At 42.8% G+C, this 16,286-nt stretch carries 15 protein-coding genes; 13 read left to right on the forward strand and 2 right to left on the reverse strand.

Annotated features, from left to right (window positions below):
- The first annotated feature begins 89 nt into the window (after positions 1–89).
- The 7 genes from B7696_RS01645 (at position 90) to B7696_RS01675 (ending at position 7,797) form a co-directional block, all read left to right on the forward strand.
- Entirely contained in the window at positions 90–791 is a 702-nt protein-coding gene (locus B7696_RS01645; protein ID WP_084861782.1) for an ABC transporter ATP-binding protein, read from the forward strand.
- Positions 787–3,495, forward strand: a complete 2,709-nt coding sequence (locus B7696_RS01650) for an ABC transporter permease (protein WP_192856268.1) — start codon at positions 787–789, stop codon at positions 3,493–3,495. The genes B7696_RS01645 and B7696_RS01650 overlap by 5 nt, the downstream gene beginning before the upstream one ends.
- A gap of 144 nt (positions 3,496–3,639) precedes the next feature.
- The gene (gene rpsO, locus B7696_RS01655) at positions 3,640–3,909 is read left to right on the forward strand and encodes a 30S ribosomal protein S15 (protein WP_001018251.1); all 270 of its coding nucleotides are present in this window, start codon (positions 3,640–3,642) and stop codon (positions 3,907–3,909) included.
- Between the two features lie 381 nt (positions 3,910–4,290).
- Entirely contained in the window at positions 4,291–5,337 is a 1,047-nt protein-coding gene (locus B7696_RS01660) for a FecCD family ABC transporter permease (RefSeq protein ID WP_084861786.1), read from the forward strand.
- Between the two features lies 1 nt (position 5,338).
- Positions 5,339–6,094 (forward strand): ABC transporter ATP-binding protein, encoded by a 756-nt coding sequence (locus tag B7696_RS01665; RefSeq protein ID WP_084861788.1) that lies wholly within the window; start codon positions 5,339–5,341, stop codon positions 6,092–6,094.
- A 19-nt stretch (positions 6,095–6,113) separates the two neighbouring features.
- The gene (locus tag B7696_RS01670; protein ID WP_084861790.1) at positions 6,114–7,124 is read left to right on the forward strand and encodes an ABC transporter substrate-binding protein; all 1,011 of its coding nucleotides are present in this window, start codon (positions 6,114–6,116) and stop codon (positions 7,122–7,124) included.
- Positions 7,105–7,797: an alpha/beta hydrolase-fold protein gene (locus B7696_RS01675; protein WP_084861792.1), complete on the forward strand. Its 693-nt coding sequence runs from the start codon at positions 7,105–7,107 to the stop codon at positions 7,795–7,797. Before B7696_RS01670 ends, B7696_RS01675 begins: the two co-directional genes overlap by 20 nt.
- A gap of 43 nt (positions 7,798–7,840) precedes the next feature.
- On the opposite strand, the gene B7696_RS01680 is transcribed toward B7696_RS01675, so the two are convergent.
- Positions 7,841–8,590, reverse strand: coding sequence for a lysophospholipid acyltransferase family protein (locus B7696_RS01680; RefSeq protein ID WP_084861794.1), 750 nt, complete (start codon positions 8,588–8,590; stop codon positions 7,841–7,843).
- Positions 8,591–8,723: 133 nt separating this feature from the next.
- Between B7696_RS01680 and B7696_RS01685 the strand changes: the two genes are divergently transcribed.
- The 6 genes from B7696_RS01685 to B7696_RS01715 all read left to right on the forward strand — a co-directional run bounded on the left by B7696_RS01685 (position 8,724) and on the right by B7696_RS01715 (position 16,028).
- Entirely contained in the window at positions 8,724–11,060 is a 2,337-nt protein-coding gene (locus tag B7696_RS01685) for a cation-translocating P-type ATPase (protein WP_084861796.1), read from the forward strand.
- A gap of 101 nt (positions 11,061–11,161) precedes the next feature.
- Entirely contained in the window at positions 11,162–11,839 is a 678-nt protein-coding gene (locus B7696_RS01690) for a tRNA (adenine(22)-N(1))-methyltransferase (protein WP_084861798.1), read from the forward strand.
- The gene (locus B7696_RS01695; protein ID WP_020901706.1) at positions 11,826–12,623 is read left to right on the forward strand and encodes a Nif3-like dinuclear metal center hexameric protein; all 798 of its coding nucleotides are present in this window, start codon (positions 11,826–11,828) and stop codon (positions 12,621–12,623) included. Before B7696_RS01690 ends, B7696_RS01695 begins: the two co-directional genes overlap by 14 nt.
- A gap of 16 nt (positions 12,624–12,639) precedes the next feature.
- Positions 12,640–13,743: an NAD(P)/FAD-dependent oxidoreductase gene (locus B7696_RS01700; RefSeq protein ID WP_084861800.1), complete on the forward strand. Its 1,104-nt coding sequence runs from the start codon at positions 12,640–12,642 to the stop codon at positions 13,741–13,743.
- A gap of 298 nt (positions 13,744–14,041) precedes the next feature.
- A complete protein-coding gene (gene galE, locus B7696_RS01710; protein WP_001156540.1) occupies positions 14,042–15,061 on the forward strand; it encodes a UDP-glucose 4-epimerase GalE in 1,020 nt (339 codons plus the stop codon).
- A gap of 1 nt (position 15,062) precedes the next feature.
- Entirely contained in the window at positions 15,063–16,028 is a 966-nt protein-coding gene (locus tag B7696_RS01715) for a glycosyltransferase family 2 protein (protein ID WP_084861823.1), read from the forward strand.
- 57 nt (positions 16,029–16,085) lie between these two features.
- Here the strand turns inward: B7696_RS01715 and B7696_RS01720 are convergent, their stop codons facing one another.
- The gene (locus B7696_RS01720; RefSeq protein WP_004235080.1) at positions 16,086–16,283 is read right to left on the reverse strand and encodes a ferredoxin; all 198 of its coding nucleotides are present in this window, start codon (positions 16,281–16,283) and stop codon (positions 16,086–16,088) included.
- Between the last annotated feature and the right edge of the window lie 3 nt (positions 16,284–16,286).

The following is a 16,286-nucleotide window of genomic DNA, read 5'->3' on the forward strand; positions in this document are numbered from 1 at the left end:
TTTTTCTTTTTATTCTAGTATCCAACTCTTCGAAAAAGCGTTATAATGATAGTAAAGAGTGACTTAATTGTAAGAAAGAGAGAAGGACGATGGCTTATATTGAGATGAAACACAGCTACAAGCGTTATCAGGTTGGGGACACGGAGATTGTGGCCAATCGCGATGTGAATTTTGAGATTGAAAAGGGTGAATTGGTGATTATTCTAGGTGCGTCTGGTGCAGGCAAGTCAACGGTTCTTAATCTTCTTGGGGGAATGGATACCAATGACGAGGGGGAAATCTGGATTGATGGTGCCAATATTGCAGACTATAGTTCCCACCAGAGGACCAATTACCGCCGCAATGATGTAGGTTTTGTTTTTCAGTTTTATAATCTAGTTTCCAACCTAACAGCTAAGGAAAATGTGGAATTGGCCTCAGAAATCGTGATGGATGCCTTGGATCCTGAACAGGTCTTGACAGATGTAGGTCTGGCTCATCGTCTCAATAACTTTCCAGCCCAGCTTTCTGGAGGGGAGCAACAGCGAGTCTCCATTGCACGCGCTGTAGCCAAAAATCCAAAAATCCTCCTTTGTGATGAACCAACTGGAGCCTTGGATTATCAGACAGGCAAGCAGGTTTTGAAGATTCTCCAAGACATGTCTCGTCAAAAGGGAGCGACGGTGATTATCGTAACTCATAATAGCTCGCTAGCTCCTATCGCAGATCGGGTGATTCACATGCGTGATGCCACTGTTATGAGAGTAACAATCAATGAGAATCCACAGGCTATTGATACATTGGAGTATTAGCATGAAAAAAACATACCGAAAAGACTTGCTCCAGTCGGTGACTGCTTCCAAGGGACGCTTTTTGTCTATCTTGACCTTGATGATGCTGGGGTCTTTAGCCCTAGTAGGTCTCAAAGTGACTAGCCCAAATATGGAACGAACGGCTGAGGATTATCTCCGTAAAGCAAATACTTTGGATCTGGCAGTGATGGCTGATTATGGCTTGGATAAAAAGGATCAAGACGAACTAAATACCCTTCAAGGAGCAAGTGTTGAGTTTGGCTATATGGCAGACCTAACCGTTGAAAATAGTGAAGAAGCGGTTCGACTTTATTCTAAGCCAGAGGGAATTTCAATCTTCCAAGTGACAGAAGGGCGACTTCCAGAGGCTGATGGGGAAATTGCCTTGGCAGATTTCTGGAAAGACCGCTATCAAATTGGGCAGACTATCACCTTTAGCAAGAAAGAAGAAGGAAAGTCTGTTATAAAATCCCAATCTTTCACCATTACTGGATTTGTTCAGTCGGGTGAGATCCTTTCTAAAAAAGATTTAGGGAGTGCTAGTAGTGGAAATGGAAGCTTGGCTGGCTATGGAGTGATTGTAGCCAGTCAGTTTGACTCAGATGTTTATAGCATTGCGCGTGTGCGTTATGATGATTTAAAAAATTTGGATGCTTTTTCATCAGACTATAGAAGCAAACGAGATCAACACCAGGAAGACTTACAAAACTTGCTTGCCGATAATGGTCAAAAAAGATTGGCAAGTATCAAAGCAAATGGGCAAAAGAGCTTGGATGATGGAAAAGAACAGCTCCAAACAGCTGAAAGTAACCTTCAAAAAGGCAAGAATCAGTTAGAACATGCTGAAAGTCGATTGAAAACGCAAGAAGAACAAGTGACCGCTTTGCCTGAGCCTAAAAAGAGTCAAGCCAAGGAGCAATTGACAAAAACTAAGGAAGAACTGGCTACAGAAAAAGAAAAAATGGCTCAGACAGAGAGTAATCTAGCCAAGGAAAAAGAGAAGCTTGAACAACGCCAGAAAGAGCTTGATGAACTGGCAGAGCCTACTTACCATGTATACAACCGCCAAACCATGCCAGGTGGTCAAGGCTATCTCATGTACAGTAACGCTTCAGCAAGTATTCGTTCTGTTGGGAATATCTTTCCCGTGGTGCTTTATATGGTCGCTGCAATGGTAACCTTTACAACTATGACTCGCTTTGTGGATGAAGAGCGTACCAATGCTGGTATTTTCAAGGCCCTAGGTTACCAGAATAAAGATATTGTTGCCAAGTTTGTCCTCTATGGTTTTCTTGCAGGAACTGTGGGAACCGTTTTAGGAACGCTTCTAGGACATTATCTCCTTGCAGGCGTGATTTCGGATGTTATAACAGCTGGAATGGTCGTTGGGAAAAGTCAGGAGTATTTCTACTGGTCTTATAGCCTTCTTGCCCTGGCCTTAAGTTGGGTATCCAGTGTCTTGCCAGCTTATCTAGTGGCACGGAGGGAATTGCACGATGAAGCAGCCCAACTGTTGCTGCCCAAACCTCCCGTTAAAGGATCAAAGATTTTGCTGGAACGCTTGAGCTTTATTTGGAGTCGTTTGAGCTTCACTCATAAGGTTACGGCGCGAAATATTTTCCGTTATAAGCAACGGATGTTGATGACCATTTTTGGAGTTGCGGGTTCGGTTGCTCTCCTATTTGCAGGTCTTGGCATTCAGTCTTCTGTGGGAGGAGTTGTCGAGCGTCAATTTGAACAAATCCAGCAATACCAGATGATTGTAGCGGAAAAGAGCAGTGTAACGGAGCAAGAAAAAGCAGACCTAGAAAGTGCCTTGCAAGCTGAGCCTATCCATGCTTATCAAAAGATTTACTCTAAATCCATTGAAAAAGATTTCAAAGGAAAAGCAGGACTTCAGACTATCACCATAATGGTTACAAGCAGAGAAAATTTCAACCCCTTTATCGCATTAGAGGAAAATGGCCAAGAGGTGCAGGTCACAGATGGAGCAGTCGTGAGTCAAAAATTAGCTCAACTAGCAGATGTTACGGTTGGAGACAAGCTGGAGCTTGATGGGAAAGAAATCAGGGTCGCGGCTATTTCTGAAAACTATGTTGGACACTTTGTTTATCTCAATCGAGCGACATACGAACAAGTCTACGGTACCAGTCCGAAAGACAATACCTACCTAGTAAAATTAAAAGAGCCAACACCATCCAATACGGAGAAAGAAGCTGCGGCCTTTATGAAAAAAACTGCTGTTTCTGGGGTGATCCAAAATGCAACGGCTATCCACCTTTTTGAATCTGTAGCCAATTCTCTCAATAAAACCATGGCAATCCTTGTCCTTGTTTCCGTCTTGCTAGCCATTGTCATTCTTTACAATCTCACCAATATCAATGTGGCAGAACGTATCCGTGAACTTTCGACCATCAAGGTTCTCGGTTTCCATAATAAAGAAGTGACCCTCTATATCTACCGCGAGACCATGGTGCTGTCCTTTGTGGGGATTGTTCTCGGTTTGGTAGCTGGCTACTATTTACATCAATTTTTGATTCAAATGATCTCACCTGCCACCATACTTTTTTATCCACGAGTCAGCTGGGAAGTCTATGCTCTTCCAATCATCGCAGTGACTGTAATCTTAGCCTTACTGGGTCTCTTTGTCAATCACCACTTGAGAAAGGTGGATATGCTTGAAGCCCTGAAATCAGTAGAGTAGATCAAGTTTTTAAAAAGTAAATCAGTTGACAAAGTCTCTGCTTCTTGGTAGAATAAGAACTGTCGTAAAGACAAATAACTTCTTCTTGGTTACAGGCATGCCAACCTGTCACTCGGATGAAGCCAAATAAAAAGGAGAAACATCATGGCAATCTCAAAAGAGAAAAAAAATGAAATCATCGCACAATATGCACGTCACGAAGGTGATACAGGTTCAGTAGAGGTTCAAGTTGCTGTCCTTACTTGGGAAATCAACCACCTTAACGAACACATCAAACAACACAAAAAAGACCACGCTACTTACCGTGGATTGATGAAGAAAATCGGTCGCCGTCGTAACTTGCTTGCATACTTGCGTAAAAACGACGTTAACCGTTACCGTGAGTTAATCAACTCTCTAGGACTTCGTCGTTAATTCAAGATACAAAGGCCGTCAAAAGCACAAAGCAAAAATAGGAAAATTGACGAAGAAACTTCAGTTTCTAGGAGATTTTATCTTTTTTGCCAAGTGCTTAGGCCGTGTTCAATTGAGCATATCTTGATAATGAAGCTACTCTAAATTGGGTAGCTTTTTTTGTATTGATTTTAGCCCGAGCTCAAATCAGCTCTCTGACTTCAGAGGGCTTTTTATGTTGTCACTTTACCTCGATATACTCAAGTATAATCTTCGGTTACGATTATTAGCACTGTGAGACCAACTATATTCATTTTTCTCAGCTTGTTCCATTGTTGAAAATATGGTATACTTTTCATGAGAATTTTCTAAATTTTTAAGATTCTATCAAAGGAGGTTTGCATGCTTTCCAAATTTTCTGGAAGCCGACAGGACCTGCAATTTGTATTGCTTTTAGGTATTTTACTAGGTGTTTTAGGAATTTCCCTCTTTCTAGCAGTTTCAATGGGATCCGTTGCGATTCATCTAGGCGATACCTATCGGATTATTTTGAGCAGGTTGGGGTTTCCTCTTGAGGTAGGAGAGGTTTCCAAGTCCACTCTTGCCATTGTATGGAACATGAGATTCCCCCGAGTATTGCTAGGTCTGATAGTAGGGGCTGGTCTTTCTATGTGTGGTAGTGTGATGCAGTCTACAGTGAATAATCCCATAGCTGAGCCCTATGTCTTAGGCATCTCTGCAGGTGCAACTCTAGGTGCAACCTTGAGCATCATTCTTGGTTTAAAAGTGATGATTAGCCTTGGAGCTTTTCTTGGAGCTATTTTGGCAACAATTGCTGTCCTCATTATTGCCTCTATGCAAGGAAGGATGACGACTTCTAGTCTAATCTTATCAGGAACGGTGGTCAATGCTCTCTTTCTGGCTTTTTCCAACTTTATTATATCAGTTGGTGCTAATGCGGACAATGTGATGACCATTAAGTTTTGGACCATGGGTTCGCTTGCAGGGACTTCCTGGGCAGACTTGGTCCTGCCAACTATAGTAGTAGGAATGGCCTTTCTATTTTTTTCTACTCAGTATCGCGTTTTTAATGCGATGATGATGGGAGATGAGGCTGCTTTAACTTTGGGGATTCCCTTACGCTTTTATTGGTATCTTTATGTGACCATGGTGGCTGTTCTGACAGCAGTCTTAGTAGCAACCTGTGGGATTATTGGATTTGTTGGTCTGATTACTCCTCACTTAGCTCGAGGGTTAGTAGGAACGAATTACAGGAGACTTTTTCCTGTTGCGACCATACTGGGTGCCCTTTTTGTTATTTGGGCAGATGTACTTTCTCGTGTCATTATTCAAAATGCTGAGCTGCCAATTGGTATTTTCACGGCCTTAGTAGGTGCTCCCTTCTTTATTTATATTGTTGGAGGTAGGCGAAGGGAGGTGAAGGTTTGATATGGATTTGATTTGTCAGGATATCCACTTTGGACTAGGAGAGAAAAAAATCCTCAAAGGAGTTTCTCTTAAGGTTAAAGGGCATCAATTTCACACGATATTAGGGCCAAATGGAAGTGGGAAAACCAGCCTGCTTAAACTCCTCTATCGTCAGGAAAAGGCGGACAAAGGCTTGATAAGCCTAGATGGAAAACCTCTTGAACAATGGACAATCAAAGAAACAGCCAAGCAAATGGCAGTTGTGACCCAGTTTAACCAGCTGCAGTTTGATTGTACAGTTGAAGAAATCGTCTTGCTGGGCAGAACGCCCCATCTCTCTTTTTTACAAAAGGAAAGGGAAAGAGATTTTACACTCGTTCAAGATGCCCTTGTTAAGGTGGATATGCTCGAGAAGAAAACTCGTCTCTATTCGTCTCTTTCAGGGGGAGAAAAGCAGCGAGTTTTGTTAGCACGGGCTTTGGCACAAGAACCGACTCTCTTACTCCTAGACGAACCAACCAATCACCTGGATATCAAGTATCAGCTAGACTTGTTGGCCATTGTGAAGGAGCTCAAGGTCAATGTTCTAGCTGTCTTGCATGATATTCAACTTGCTTGTCGCTATTCGGATTATCTCTATCTGATGAAAGAGGGAGAAATCCTTTACCAAGGGACTCCAAAGGAGACCATCACCCCTGAGTCATTGCAAGCTGTATACGGAGTTCAAAGTCAGGTGACTTGGACCGAGGATCAGCAAGCCATGATTCGCTATTTATAAGAATGAAAAGGAAAACAAGATGAAAAAAACACTCAGTATTTTACTCGTAACAGTAGCTACCTTAACTTTGGCAGCTTGTGGCAATACTACTACAGAAAAAGCTACCACACAGTCTAGCACAGAAACAAGTCAAAAGGTCAGCACAGAGACGACTTATCCACTTACAGTCAAAACTTATGATACTAAAGGAAATGAAGTCGAACAAGTTTTTGACAAGGCACCTGAAAAAGTTATTACAAACAATCTTTCAACCACTGAAATCTTATTGGAGTTGGGGTTGAAGGATAAAATTGCTGGCATGCTTAACCCTGATAATGCTGTGACGGACAAATACAAGGACGCGATTGCGACGATTCCTCAAATTGGGGATAAAAAAACAGTCTCACAAGAGACAGTCCTTTCTTATGAGCCAGACGCTGTGATGGGTCGAAACATGATGTTTTCTGAAAAATCCTTGGGGACAGTTAGCACTTGGAATGAAAATAAAATCCCAGTTTATACGCAAAAAGCTTCTCTCTCAACGATTCAGCAAGATTTAGGGAATATCGTAGAAGATGTTAAAAATCTTGGAATGATTTTTAATGTTCAGGACAAGGCTAATGAATACGCAGCCCAATTACAAACTAAAATTGACGCTGTTAAGAAAGCAAATCCAGCAAGCCAAGGTGAAAAGAAAAAGGCTTTGATTATGGTTGCCTATAATGATCAAACCTTCGGTGCCTACAAGTCTGCTTTGCAGGAAAGCTTGTTGAATCAACTTGGTTATACCAACGTTGCAACGGGAACATCAGGCTTGACCTTGGAAAATCTCGTGTCAATGGATCCTGAATTGATTATCTATGTAACCAGCGACCGCAATAAAAAATTGGATGAAAAAGCAGTAGAGTTGATGAAGTCAAATGCTGTTTTGGAAGGTGTTCCTGCTATTAAGAATCAAAAAATCATGACCATTTCTTACGATGAGTTAATGGACTATGGTCCAGCAGTGATTGATTCCCTTGAAAAAATCAATGACTTTATCAATAAATAATGAGTTTGATTGGGAAGGAATCCAAGTCAAGGTCAACCTTCCTTCGACCTATGACCCCAATCAAACCTATCCAGCGATTCTCTTGAATGATGGAAACTTGGATTTTCTATCTTCCCTTTCAGATTCTGTGATTTTGGTGGGCTTGACCTCTAAAAATCGCCTAGATGACTACACCCCCTGGAAGGCAGCTGCTCTGAGAGAGGGGACTCCAGATTTTGGCGGTCAAGCCAACGTCTATCATGATCATTTATTTGGAGGTCTTTTAGATAAGTTGCAGTCGCTTTATCGACTGGATGAAGCACGCCTTGCCTACGGAGGTTATTCACTAGGTGGTTTGGTGGCAGTTTACAGTCTTTTCGGCTTTGACAAGGTTTCCTGTGTCTTTTCGATCTGTGGTTCCTTTTGGTATCCTGATTTCGTGACTTACTGTAGGAAAGAAAAGGTGAAAAATTTGGACTGTTTGCTGTATTTACAGAACGGTCAAACAGAGGGAGCACACCATATTAATCGCTTGGCTCAAGCACCAGCCTATGCTGAACAGATCCATACCGGTCTTCAAAAACGCTATCCGAACAGTCAGTTTGTCTTTGATCCTTATGGACACCATGAACAAGTAGCTGAGCGATTTTTAGCCTTTTCCAGCTGGTTGACCCAAAAATGGAAAATCAAGTAAAAGAATTATCCCTTGGCAAAAGCCAAGGGATTGTTGTATTTATTTAACTAAGTACTTCTCTTTTCTTATCTGGATTCCAGACGAAGCTTGCGATAAAGCTAAAGATGATGGTTAGGATAGCGAGGATAATGGCAAGGATGAGGGCAGGGATGCGGATAAGCCACCAGAGTGGGTTTGGTTTTTTATTATTGTGCCATTGTTTCGTTTCTTGGTCCAGACGTTGAAATTCTGTTTGGATACGATTGGCGACTGTTTCAATGCCTTCGTCATTCATTTTTTTGATATCTGAGATATCAATTGGATTTCCAAAGTTCATATCGACACGTTCACGACTAATCAAGCCCTTCAAAGTCATGGGACCTGTGTAGGTAACCGGCATAATACGGACCTTGGCCATTTTGGCAATCAGAGCTACGCCACCCTTGACATCGTTTGAGTGTCGGCTTCCACTTGGAAACATGATGAGAGAGCGGTCACTTTTTTTGAGAACATTGATAGGATATTTGATGGCTGAGGCGCTAGGATTTTCACGGTCGATAGGAAAGGCACCACACATACGAATCCACCAGCCAAAGATACGGTTGGTAAAGAGCTCTTTTTTGGCCATAAAGATAAATTGTTTTGGTTTGGTCGCAAAGGCCATATAAACTGGATCCCACCAGGTGCGGTGAGGTGCAACCAAAATATAATTTTCATCTTGATTAGGAATTTTATCAGTATTATGATAGTGGGCATTGCCATTGATGGACCATAGGAGCAAGACAACCAATCCACGTAAATAAGTATAAAACATGCGATCTCCTTCGATTATTTTCTTGTTATTATTATACCTTATCAAAGGAGGGCTGGCAAACTTTTTCCCTTGACTAGGTGCATATTTGGGATGAGATTAGAATTCTTTTAGAAAAAATGATATGATATAATTTATGGATAAAAATAAGATTATGGGATTAACCCAAATAGAAGTCAAGGAAAGACAGGCTAAGGGCTTGGTCAATGATTTTACCGCATCGGCTAGTACCAGCACTTGGCAAATCGTTAAACGAAATGTCTTTACTCTTTTTAATGCTTTGAACTTTGCTATTGTTTTGGCACTAGCCTTTGTGCAGGCTTGGAGCAATCTGGTCTTCTTTGCTGTTATCTGCTTTAACGCCTTTTCTGGTATTGTGACCGAGCTGCGGGCTAAACACATGGTAGATAAGCTCAATCTCATGACCAAGGAAAAGGTCAAAACCATTCGTGATGGACAGGAAGTTGCCCTCAATCCTGAAGAATTGGTGCTAGGAGACGTCATTCGTTTGTCTGCTGGGGAGCAGATTCCCAGTGATGCCTTGGTTCTGGAAGGATTTGCGGAAGTCAATGAAGCCATGTTGACGGGGGAAAGTGATTTGGTGCAAAAGGAAGTTGACGCCTTGCTTTTGTCAGGAAGCTTCCTAGCAAGTGGGTCAGTTTTGGCTCAAGTCCACCATGTCGGTGCTGACAACTATGCTGCCAAACTCATGCTGGAAGCCAAAACTGTGAAACCGATCAACTCCCGTATCATGAAATCGCTGGACAAGCTAGTTGGTTTTACGGGGAAGATTATCATTCCCTTTGGTCTGGCTCTCTTGCTAGAAGCTTTGCTTTTAAAAGGCCTACCTCTCAAGTCATCCGTTGTAAATTCATCGACAGCCCTTTTGGGGATGTTACCTAAAGGAATCGCCCTTTTGACCATCACTTCGCTCTTGACTGCAGTGATCAAACTGGGCTTGAAAAAGGTTTTGGTGCAGGAGATGTACTCTGTCGAGACCTTGGCGCGAGTGGATATGCTTTGTTTGGACAAGACAGGTACCATCACTCAAGGAAAGATGCAGGTAGAGGCTGTTCTTCCTTTGACTCAAGCTTATGATGATGAAGCTATTGCAAGTATCCTGACCAGTTATATGGCCCATAGTGAAGATAAAAATCCAACAGCTCAAGCTATTCGCCAGCGTTTCCAAGGTCAGGTAGCCTACCCTATGCTTTCGAATCTTCCTTTCTCAAGCGACCGCAAGTGGGGAGCCATGGAATTGGAAGGTCTGGGGACAGTTTTCCTAGGTGCGCCTGAGATGTTGTTGGACTCTGAAGTCCCAGAAGCCAGAGAGGCTTTGGAGAGAGGATCACGTGTCTTGGTTTTAGCCCTCAGTCATGAAAAACTAGACAACCACAAACCACAAAAACCTTCTGATATTCAGGCTCTGGCTTTGCTAGAAATCTTGGACCCGATACGAGAAGGAGCAGCTGAGACGCTAGATTATCTCCGTTCTCAGGAAGTGGGACTTAAAATTATCTCTGGTGATAATCCGGTCACTGTGTCCAGTATTGCCCAGAAGGCTGGTTTTGCGGACTACCACAGCTATGTAGATTGCTCGAAAATCACGGATGAGGAATTGGTTGCTATGGCTGAGGAGACAGCTATTTTCGGACGTGTTTCCCCTCATCAAAAGAAACTCATCATCCAAACGCTGAAAAAAGCGGGTCATACAACGGCTATGACAGGGGACGGAGTCAATGATATCTTGGCTCTTCGTGAGGCGGATTGTTCTATTGTGATGGCTGAGGGAGATCCTGCGACTCGTCAGATTGCCAATTTGGTTCTTTTGAACTCAGACTTTAATGATGTTCCTGAGATTCTCTTTGAAGGTCGTCGCGTGGTTAATAACATCGCCCATATCGCACCGATTTTCTTGATTAAGACCATCTATTCCTTCTTGTTAGCAGTCATCTGTATCGCCAGTGCTCTTCTGGGACGGTCTGAGTGGATCTTGATCTTCCCTTTCATTCCGATCCAGATTACCATGATTGACCAGTTTGTGGAAGGTTTCCCACCATTCGTTCTGACTTTTGAGCGAAATATCAAACCTGTTGAGCCAAATTTCCTCAGAAGGTCTATGCTTCGTGCCCTACCAAGTGCCCTTATGGTTGTGTTCAGCGTTCTTTTTGTGAAACTATTTGGAAGTAGCCAAGGTTGGTCTGAGTTAGAAATCTCAACTCTCCTCTATTATCTCTTGGGGTCAATTGGTTTCTTATCCGTATTTAGAGCCTGCATGCCATTTACCCTATGGCGTGTCCTCTTGATTGTTTGGTCAGTAGGAGGCTTCCTAGCCACAGCTCTCTTTCCAAGAATTCAAAAACTGCTTGAAATTTCAACCTTAACAGGACAAACATTACCTGTTTATGGTGTCATGATGTTGGTCTTTACCGTGATTTTCATTCTAACCAGTCGTTATCAAGCTAGAAAATAAAGAAAGGCTGCAATCTGTGGATTGCGGTCTTTTTAGGTGCAAGATTGCCAGCTGAAATGTGGTATAATAAGAGGTAATAGAGTTTTGGAAAGAGAGAGAAGATGATTTCAAAGAGATTGGAATTAGTGGCTTCCTTTGTGCCACAGGGAGCCATTTTGCTAGATGTGGGAAGTGACCATGCTTATCTGCCTATCGACTTGGTCGAAAGAGGCCAAATCAAAAGTGCCATTGCGGGTGAGGTGGTGGAGGGCCCCTATCAGTCTGCTGTCAAAAATGTTGAGGCCCACGGCTTGGAAGAAAAAATCCAAGTCCGTTTAGCCAATGGCTTGGCAGCTTTTGAAGAGCCTGACCAAGTGTCTGTCATTACCATTGCTGGTATGGGTGGTCGTTTGATTGCTAGGATTTTAGAAGAAGGCTTGGACAAGTTAGCTAATGTAGAACGATTGATCCTCCAGCCCAATAATCGTGAAGACGACTTGCGTATCTGGCTACAAGAAAACGGATTTCAGATTGTAGCTGAAAGCATCTTAGAAGAAGCTGGCAAGTTTTACGAGATTTTGGTGGTGGAAGCAGGACAAATGAAGCTGTCAGCCAGTGATGTTCGCTTTGGACCTTTCTTGTCCAAAGAGGTCAGTCCAGTCTTTGTCCAAAAATGGCAAAAAGAAGCTGTTAAGCTAGAGTTTGCCCTCGGACAAATCCCAGAAAAAAATCTGGAGGAACGTCAAGTTCTAGTAGATAAAATTCAAGCCATCAAGGAGGTTCTCCATGCTAGCAAGTGAAGTAATTAACGCATATGAAGCCTTTTGCCCTCAGGAATTCTCCATGGAGGGAGACAGTCGTGGCCTGCAAATTGGAACTTTGGACAAGGATATCCAAAGTGTCATGGTTGCTCTGGATATTCGTGAAGAAACGGTGGCTGAAGCCATTGAAAAGGGTGTGGACCTGATTATCGTTAAGCACGCGCCGATTTTCCGTCCCATCAAGGACTTGGTCGCCAGCCGTCCGCAAAATCAGATTTACATTGATCTCATCAAGTATGACATTGCAGTTTATGTCAGCCATACCAATATTGACATCGTTGAAAATGGCCTCAATGACTGGTTCTGTCAGATGCTAGGTATCAAGGAAACGACTTATCTGCAGGAGACAGGTCCAGAACGTGGAATTGGTCGTATTGGAAATGTTCAGCCTCAGACATTTGGGGAATTGGCCCAACATGTCAAGCAAGTCTTTGGTTTAGATAGCCTTCGAATGGTGCATTATCAAGAGAGTGATTTGCAGAAGCCTCTTTCAAGAGTGGCCATCTGTGGTGGAAGCGGGCAGTCATTCTATAAGGATGCTTTGGCAAAAGGAGCAGATGTCTATATCACTGGTGATATTTACTACCACACTGCCCAGGATATGTTGTCTGATGGGTTACTGGCATTGGATCCTGGTCACTATATAGAAGTGCTTTTTGTGGAAAAAATTGCAGAGCTTCTTAATCAATGGAAAGAGGAAAAAGGCTGGACAATCGATATTGTACCTAGTCAAGCATCGACCAATCCTTTCCACCATATCTAGTTAGAAGGTGAAGACAATGAAAAAAGTTGCTATTATTGGAGCAGGGATTGTAGGTGCAACAGCTGCCTACTACCTTTCGAAAGAAAGTGATCTAGAAGTAACCGTCTTTGACCATGGACAAGGTCAGGCTACCAAGGCAGCAGCAGGAATTATCAGCCCTTGGTTTTCCAAACGCCGCAATAAGGCCTGGTACAAAATGGCGCGCTTGGGGGCTGACTTTTATGTGGATTTATTAGCTGATTTAGAGAAGTCAGGACAAGAAATCGACTTTTACCAGCGTTCGGGAGTCTTTCTCCTGAAAAAGGATGAAACTAAGTTGGAAGAACTCTATCAACTAGCCCTCCAGCGTAGAGAAGAATCTCCTTTGATAGGGCAATTAGCCATTCTGGATCAAGCATCAGCTAATGAATTATTCCCTGGCTTGCAGGGATTTGATCACTTGCTCTATGCTTCTGGTGGAGCGAGAGTAGATGGTCAACTCTTAGTGACTCGTTTGCTGGAAGCCAGTCAGGTCAAGCTGGTCAAAGAAAAAGTGACTCTGACACCTTTAGCATCAGGCTACCAGATTGGCGAAGAGGTGTTTGATCAGGTTATTTTGGCGACGGGAGCTTGGTTGGGACACCTGTTAGAGTCTTTAGGTTATGAAGTAGATGTTCGTCCCCAAAAGGGGCAACTCCGAGATTATCAACTTACCCAAGACATGGGAACTTACCCTGTTGTTATGCCAGAAGGGGAGTGGGATTTGATTCCTTTTGCAGGTGGGAAATTATCCTTAGGCGCTACTCATGAAAATGACATGGGATTTGATTTGACGGTAGATGAAACCTTACTCCAGAAAATGGAGGAAGCAGCCTTGCCTCACTATCCAGTTTTAGCTAGAGCGACTTCAAGAGCTGAGCGTGTGGGAATCCGTGCCTACACTAGTGATTTCTCACCTTTCTTTGGGCAGGTGCCAGAATTGGCAGGTGTCTATGCTGCTAGTGGACTAGGTTCATCAGGCCTCACAACCGGCCCTATTATCGGTTACCATCTAGCTCAACTGATCCAAGACAAGGAGTTGACCCTAGACCCAGCAAACTACCCAATTGAGAACTATATCAAACGAGTAAAAAGCGAATAATACTCAATGAAAATCAAAGAACAAACTAGGAAACTAGCTGCAGGCTGCTCAAAGCACTGCTTTGAGGTTGTGGATAGAACTGACGAAGTTAGCTCAAAGCACTGCTTTGAGGTTGTGGATAGAACTGACGAAGTCAGTAACATATATATGGCAAGGCGACGTTGACGTGGTTTGAAGAGATTTTCGAAGAGTATAAGCATTTTACTGAAATTTTATCCTACCCTCTAGGATGGCAAATGACATTCCCTATCAAAAATGGTAAAATAAGAAAAAATAATCCGAGAATCGAGGAAAGAAGATGCAAGAAAAGATTTTAGTAACGGGCGGAGCAGGTTTTATCGGAACCCACACTGTTATTGAGTTAATCCAAGCAGGTCATCAAGTTGTTGTGGTGGATAACCTTGTGAATAGTAACAGAAAAAGTTTAGAAGTTGTTGAAAGAATCACAGGAGTTGAAATTCCGTTTTATGAGGCAGATATCCGTGATACAGATACTCTTCGTGATATTTTCAAGCAAGAAGAACCAACAGGGGTCATTCACTTTGCTGGTTTGAAGGCTGTTGGTGAATCTACCCGTATTCCTCTTGCCTACTATGACAACAATATCGCTGGAACTGTTAGTCTTTTGAAGGTCATGGAAGAAAACAACTGTAAAAACATTATTTTCAGTTCTTCTGCGACAGTTTACGGAGATCCTCATACAGTGCCAATCTTGGAAGATTTCCCACTTTCAGTGACCAATCCATATGGCCGCACCAAGCTTATGCTAGAGGAAATTTTAACGGATATCTACAAGGCAGACTCAGAATGGAATGTGGTCTTACTTCGTTACTTCAACCCAATCGGAGCCCATGAGAGTGGTGATTTGGGAGAAAATCCAAACGGTATTCCAAACAACCTCTTGCCATATGTGACGCAAGTAGCCGTTGGAAAATTAGAGCAAGTGCAAGTGTTTGGAGACGATTACGATACAGAAGATGGAACTGGTGTTCGTGACTATATCCACGTTGTCGATTTGGCCAAAGGTCACGTTGCAGCTCTGAAAAAAATCCAAAAAGGTTCAGGTCTAAACGTTTATAACCTTGGAACAGGTAAAGGCTACTCAGTTCTTGAAATTATCCAAAATATGGAAAAAGCAGTGGGACGACCAATTCCTTACCGCATTGTCGACCGTCGCCCAGGGGATATCGCAGCCTGCTATTCAGATCCTGCAAAAGCCAAAGCAGAACTGGGCTGGGAAGCAGAACTCGGCATCACCCAAATGTGTGAAGACGCATGGCGTTGGCAAAGCAAGCATCCAAATGGATTTGAAGACTAAGATGGTGATATCAATCATTGTCCCCTGTTTAAACGAAGAGGAAGTACTTCCTCTTTTTTATCAGGCTTTGGAAGCTTTACTTCCAGATTTGGAAACAGAAATCGAGTATGTCTTTGTCGACGATGGATCAAGTGATGGGACCTTGGAACTCTTAAAGACCTATCGGGAGCAAAATCCGGCAGTTCATTATATTTCTTTCTCGCGAAATTTCGGCAAAGAAGCAGCACTCTATGCAGGTTTGCAATATGCGACAGGAGATTTGGTGGTGGTTATGGATGCAGACCTCCAGGATCCTCCTAGTATGTTGCTTGAGATGAAAAAATTACTAGACCAAAATGCAGACTTGGACTGTGTTGGAACACGGAGAACCAGTAGGGAGGGAGAACCAGTTTTACGTAGTCTCTGCGCTAATCTCTTTTACCGCCTCATGCAAAAAATTAGTCCAGTAGCCCTGCCGGCAGGTGTCCGTGATTTTCGCATGATGAGAAGGTCTGTAGTCGATGCCATTTTAAGCTTGACGGAGTCCAATCGTTTTTCTAAGGGACTATTTGCCTGGGTAGGCTTTAAAACCCATTATCTGGACTATCCAAATGTCGAAAGGCAGGCTGGCAAGACCAGTTGGAGTTTTAGGCAACTCTTTTTCTACTCCATTGAAGGGATTGTTAATTTTTCAGATTTTCCCTTGATTATCGCCTTTGTGGCTGGTCTCCTATCTTGTTTTATTTCTCTGCTTATGACCTTTTTCGTTGTGGTTCGGACCCTTATTTTGGGCAATCCGACATCAGGTTGGACCTCTCTGATGGCTGTCATTCTCTTTCTTGGGGGAATCCAACTCTTGACCATTGGGATTCTCGGCAAGTATATCAGTAAGATTTATCTAGAGACTAAAAAAAGACCACTTTATCTCGTCAAAGAAAAAAGTGACCTTCCTGATTTTACAGAAAAAAATAAAGAGAAAAGACTATAATTTTGCATGGAAATATGCTAAACTAGAAGGAGTGGAACGTTCTTATCGATATTAGAGTTAATCTTTAATCAAGGCACGTGTCGGACAGTTTCTAACAGCTTCTACGACGTCCTGACTAGGAGAGATTTCTTTTTCTAGTTGGTCAGGGTCATCGTAAAAACGCACGATTCCATTATCGTGGTAATCAAATAATTCAGAATAAGTTTGGCAAAGCCCACAGGCAATGCAACGTTCAGGTATAAGTGTGATTTTCATATT

Origin of the sequence: Streptococcus mitis, from assembly GCF_002096815.1 — a bacterium.
Taxonomy (GTDB): Bacteria; Bacillota; Bacilli; order Lactobacillales; family Streptococcaceae; genus Streptococcus; species Streptococcus mitis_AD.

What these genes read in the sequence shown, in the direction of transcription:
- B7696_RS01645 (WP_084861782.1), top strand. Translation starts at nt 90, where the DNA reads ATGGCTTATATTGAGATGAAACACAGCTACAAGCGTTATCAGGTTGGG.
- rpsO (WP_001018251.1), top strand. Translation starts at nt 3,640, where the DNA reads ATGGCAATCTCAAAAGAGAAAAAAAATGAAATCATCGCACAATATGCA.
- B7696_RS01660 (WP_084861786.1), top strand. Translation starts at nt 4,291, where the DNA reads ATGCTTTCCAAATTTTCTGGAAGCCGACAGGACCTGCAATTTGTATTG.
- B7696_RS01665 (WP_084861788.1), top strand. Translation starts at nt 5,339, where the DNA reads ATGGATTTGATTTGTCAGGATATCCACTTTGGACTAGGAGAGAAAAAA.
- B7696_RS01670 (WP_084861790.1), top strand. Translation starts at nt 6,114, where the DNA reads ATGAAAAAAACACTCAGTATTTTACTCGTAACAGTAGCTACCTTAACT.
- B7696_RS01675 (WP_084861792.1), top strand. Translation starts at nt 7,105, where the DNA reads ATGACTTTATCAATAAATAATGAGTTTGATTGGGAAGGAATCCAAGTC.
- B7696_RS01680 (WP_084861794.1), bottom strand. Translation starts at nt 8,590, where the DNA reads ATGTTTTATACTTATTTACGTGGATTGGTTGTCTTGCTCCTATGGTCC.
- B7696_RS01685 (WP_084861796.1), top strand. Translation starts at nt 8,724, where the DNA reads ATGGATAAAAATAAGATTATGGGATTAACCCAAATAGAAGTCAAGGAA.
- B7696_RS01690 (WP_084861798.1), top strand. Translation starts at nt 11,162, where the DNA reads ATGATTTCAAAGAGATTGGAATTAGTGGCTTCCTTTGTGCCACAGGGA.
- B7696_RS01695 (WP_020901706.1), top strand. Translation starts at nt 11,826, where the DNA reads ATGCTAGCAAGTGAAGTAATTAACGCATATGAAGCCTTTTGCCCTCAG.
- B7696_RS01700 (WP_084861800.1), top strand. Translation starts at nt 12,640, where the DNA reads ATGAAAAAAGTTGCTATTATTGGAGCAGGGATTGTAGGTGCAACAGCT.
- galE (WP_001156540.1), top strand. Translation starts at nt 14,042, where the DNA reads ATGCAAGAAAAGATTTTAGTAACGGGCGGAGCAGGTTTTATCGGAACC.
- B7696_RS01715 (WP_084861823.1), top strand. Translation starts at nt 15,063, where the DNA reads ATGGTGATATCAATCATTGTCCCCTGTTTAAACGAAGAGGAAGTACTT.
- B7696_RS01720 (WP_004235080.1), bottom strand. Translation starts at nt 16,283, where the DNA reads ATGAAAATCACACTTATACCTGAACGTTGCATTGCCTGTGGGCTTTGC.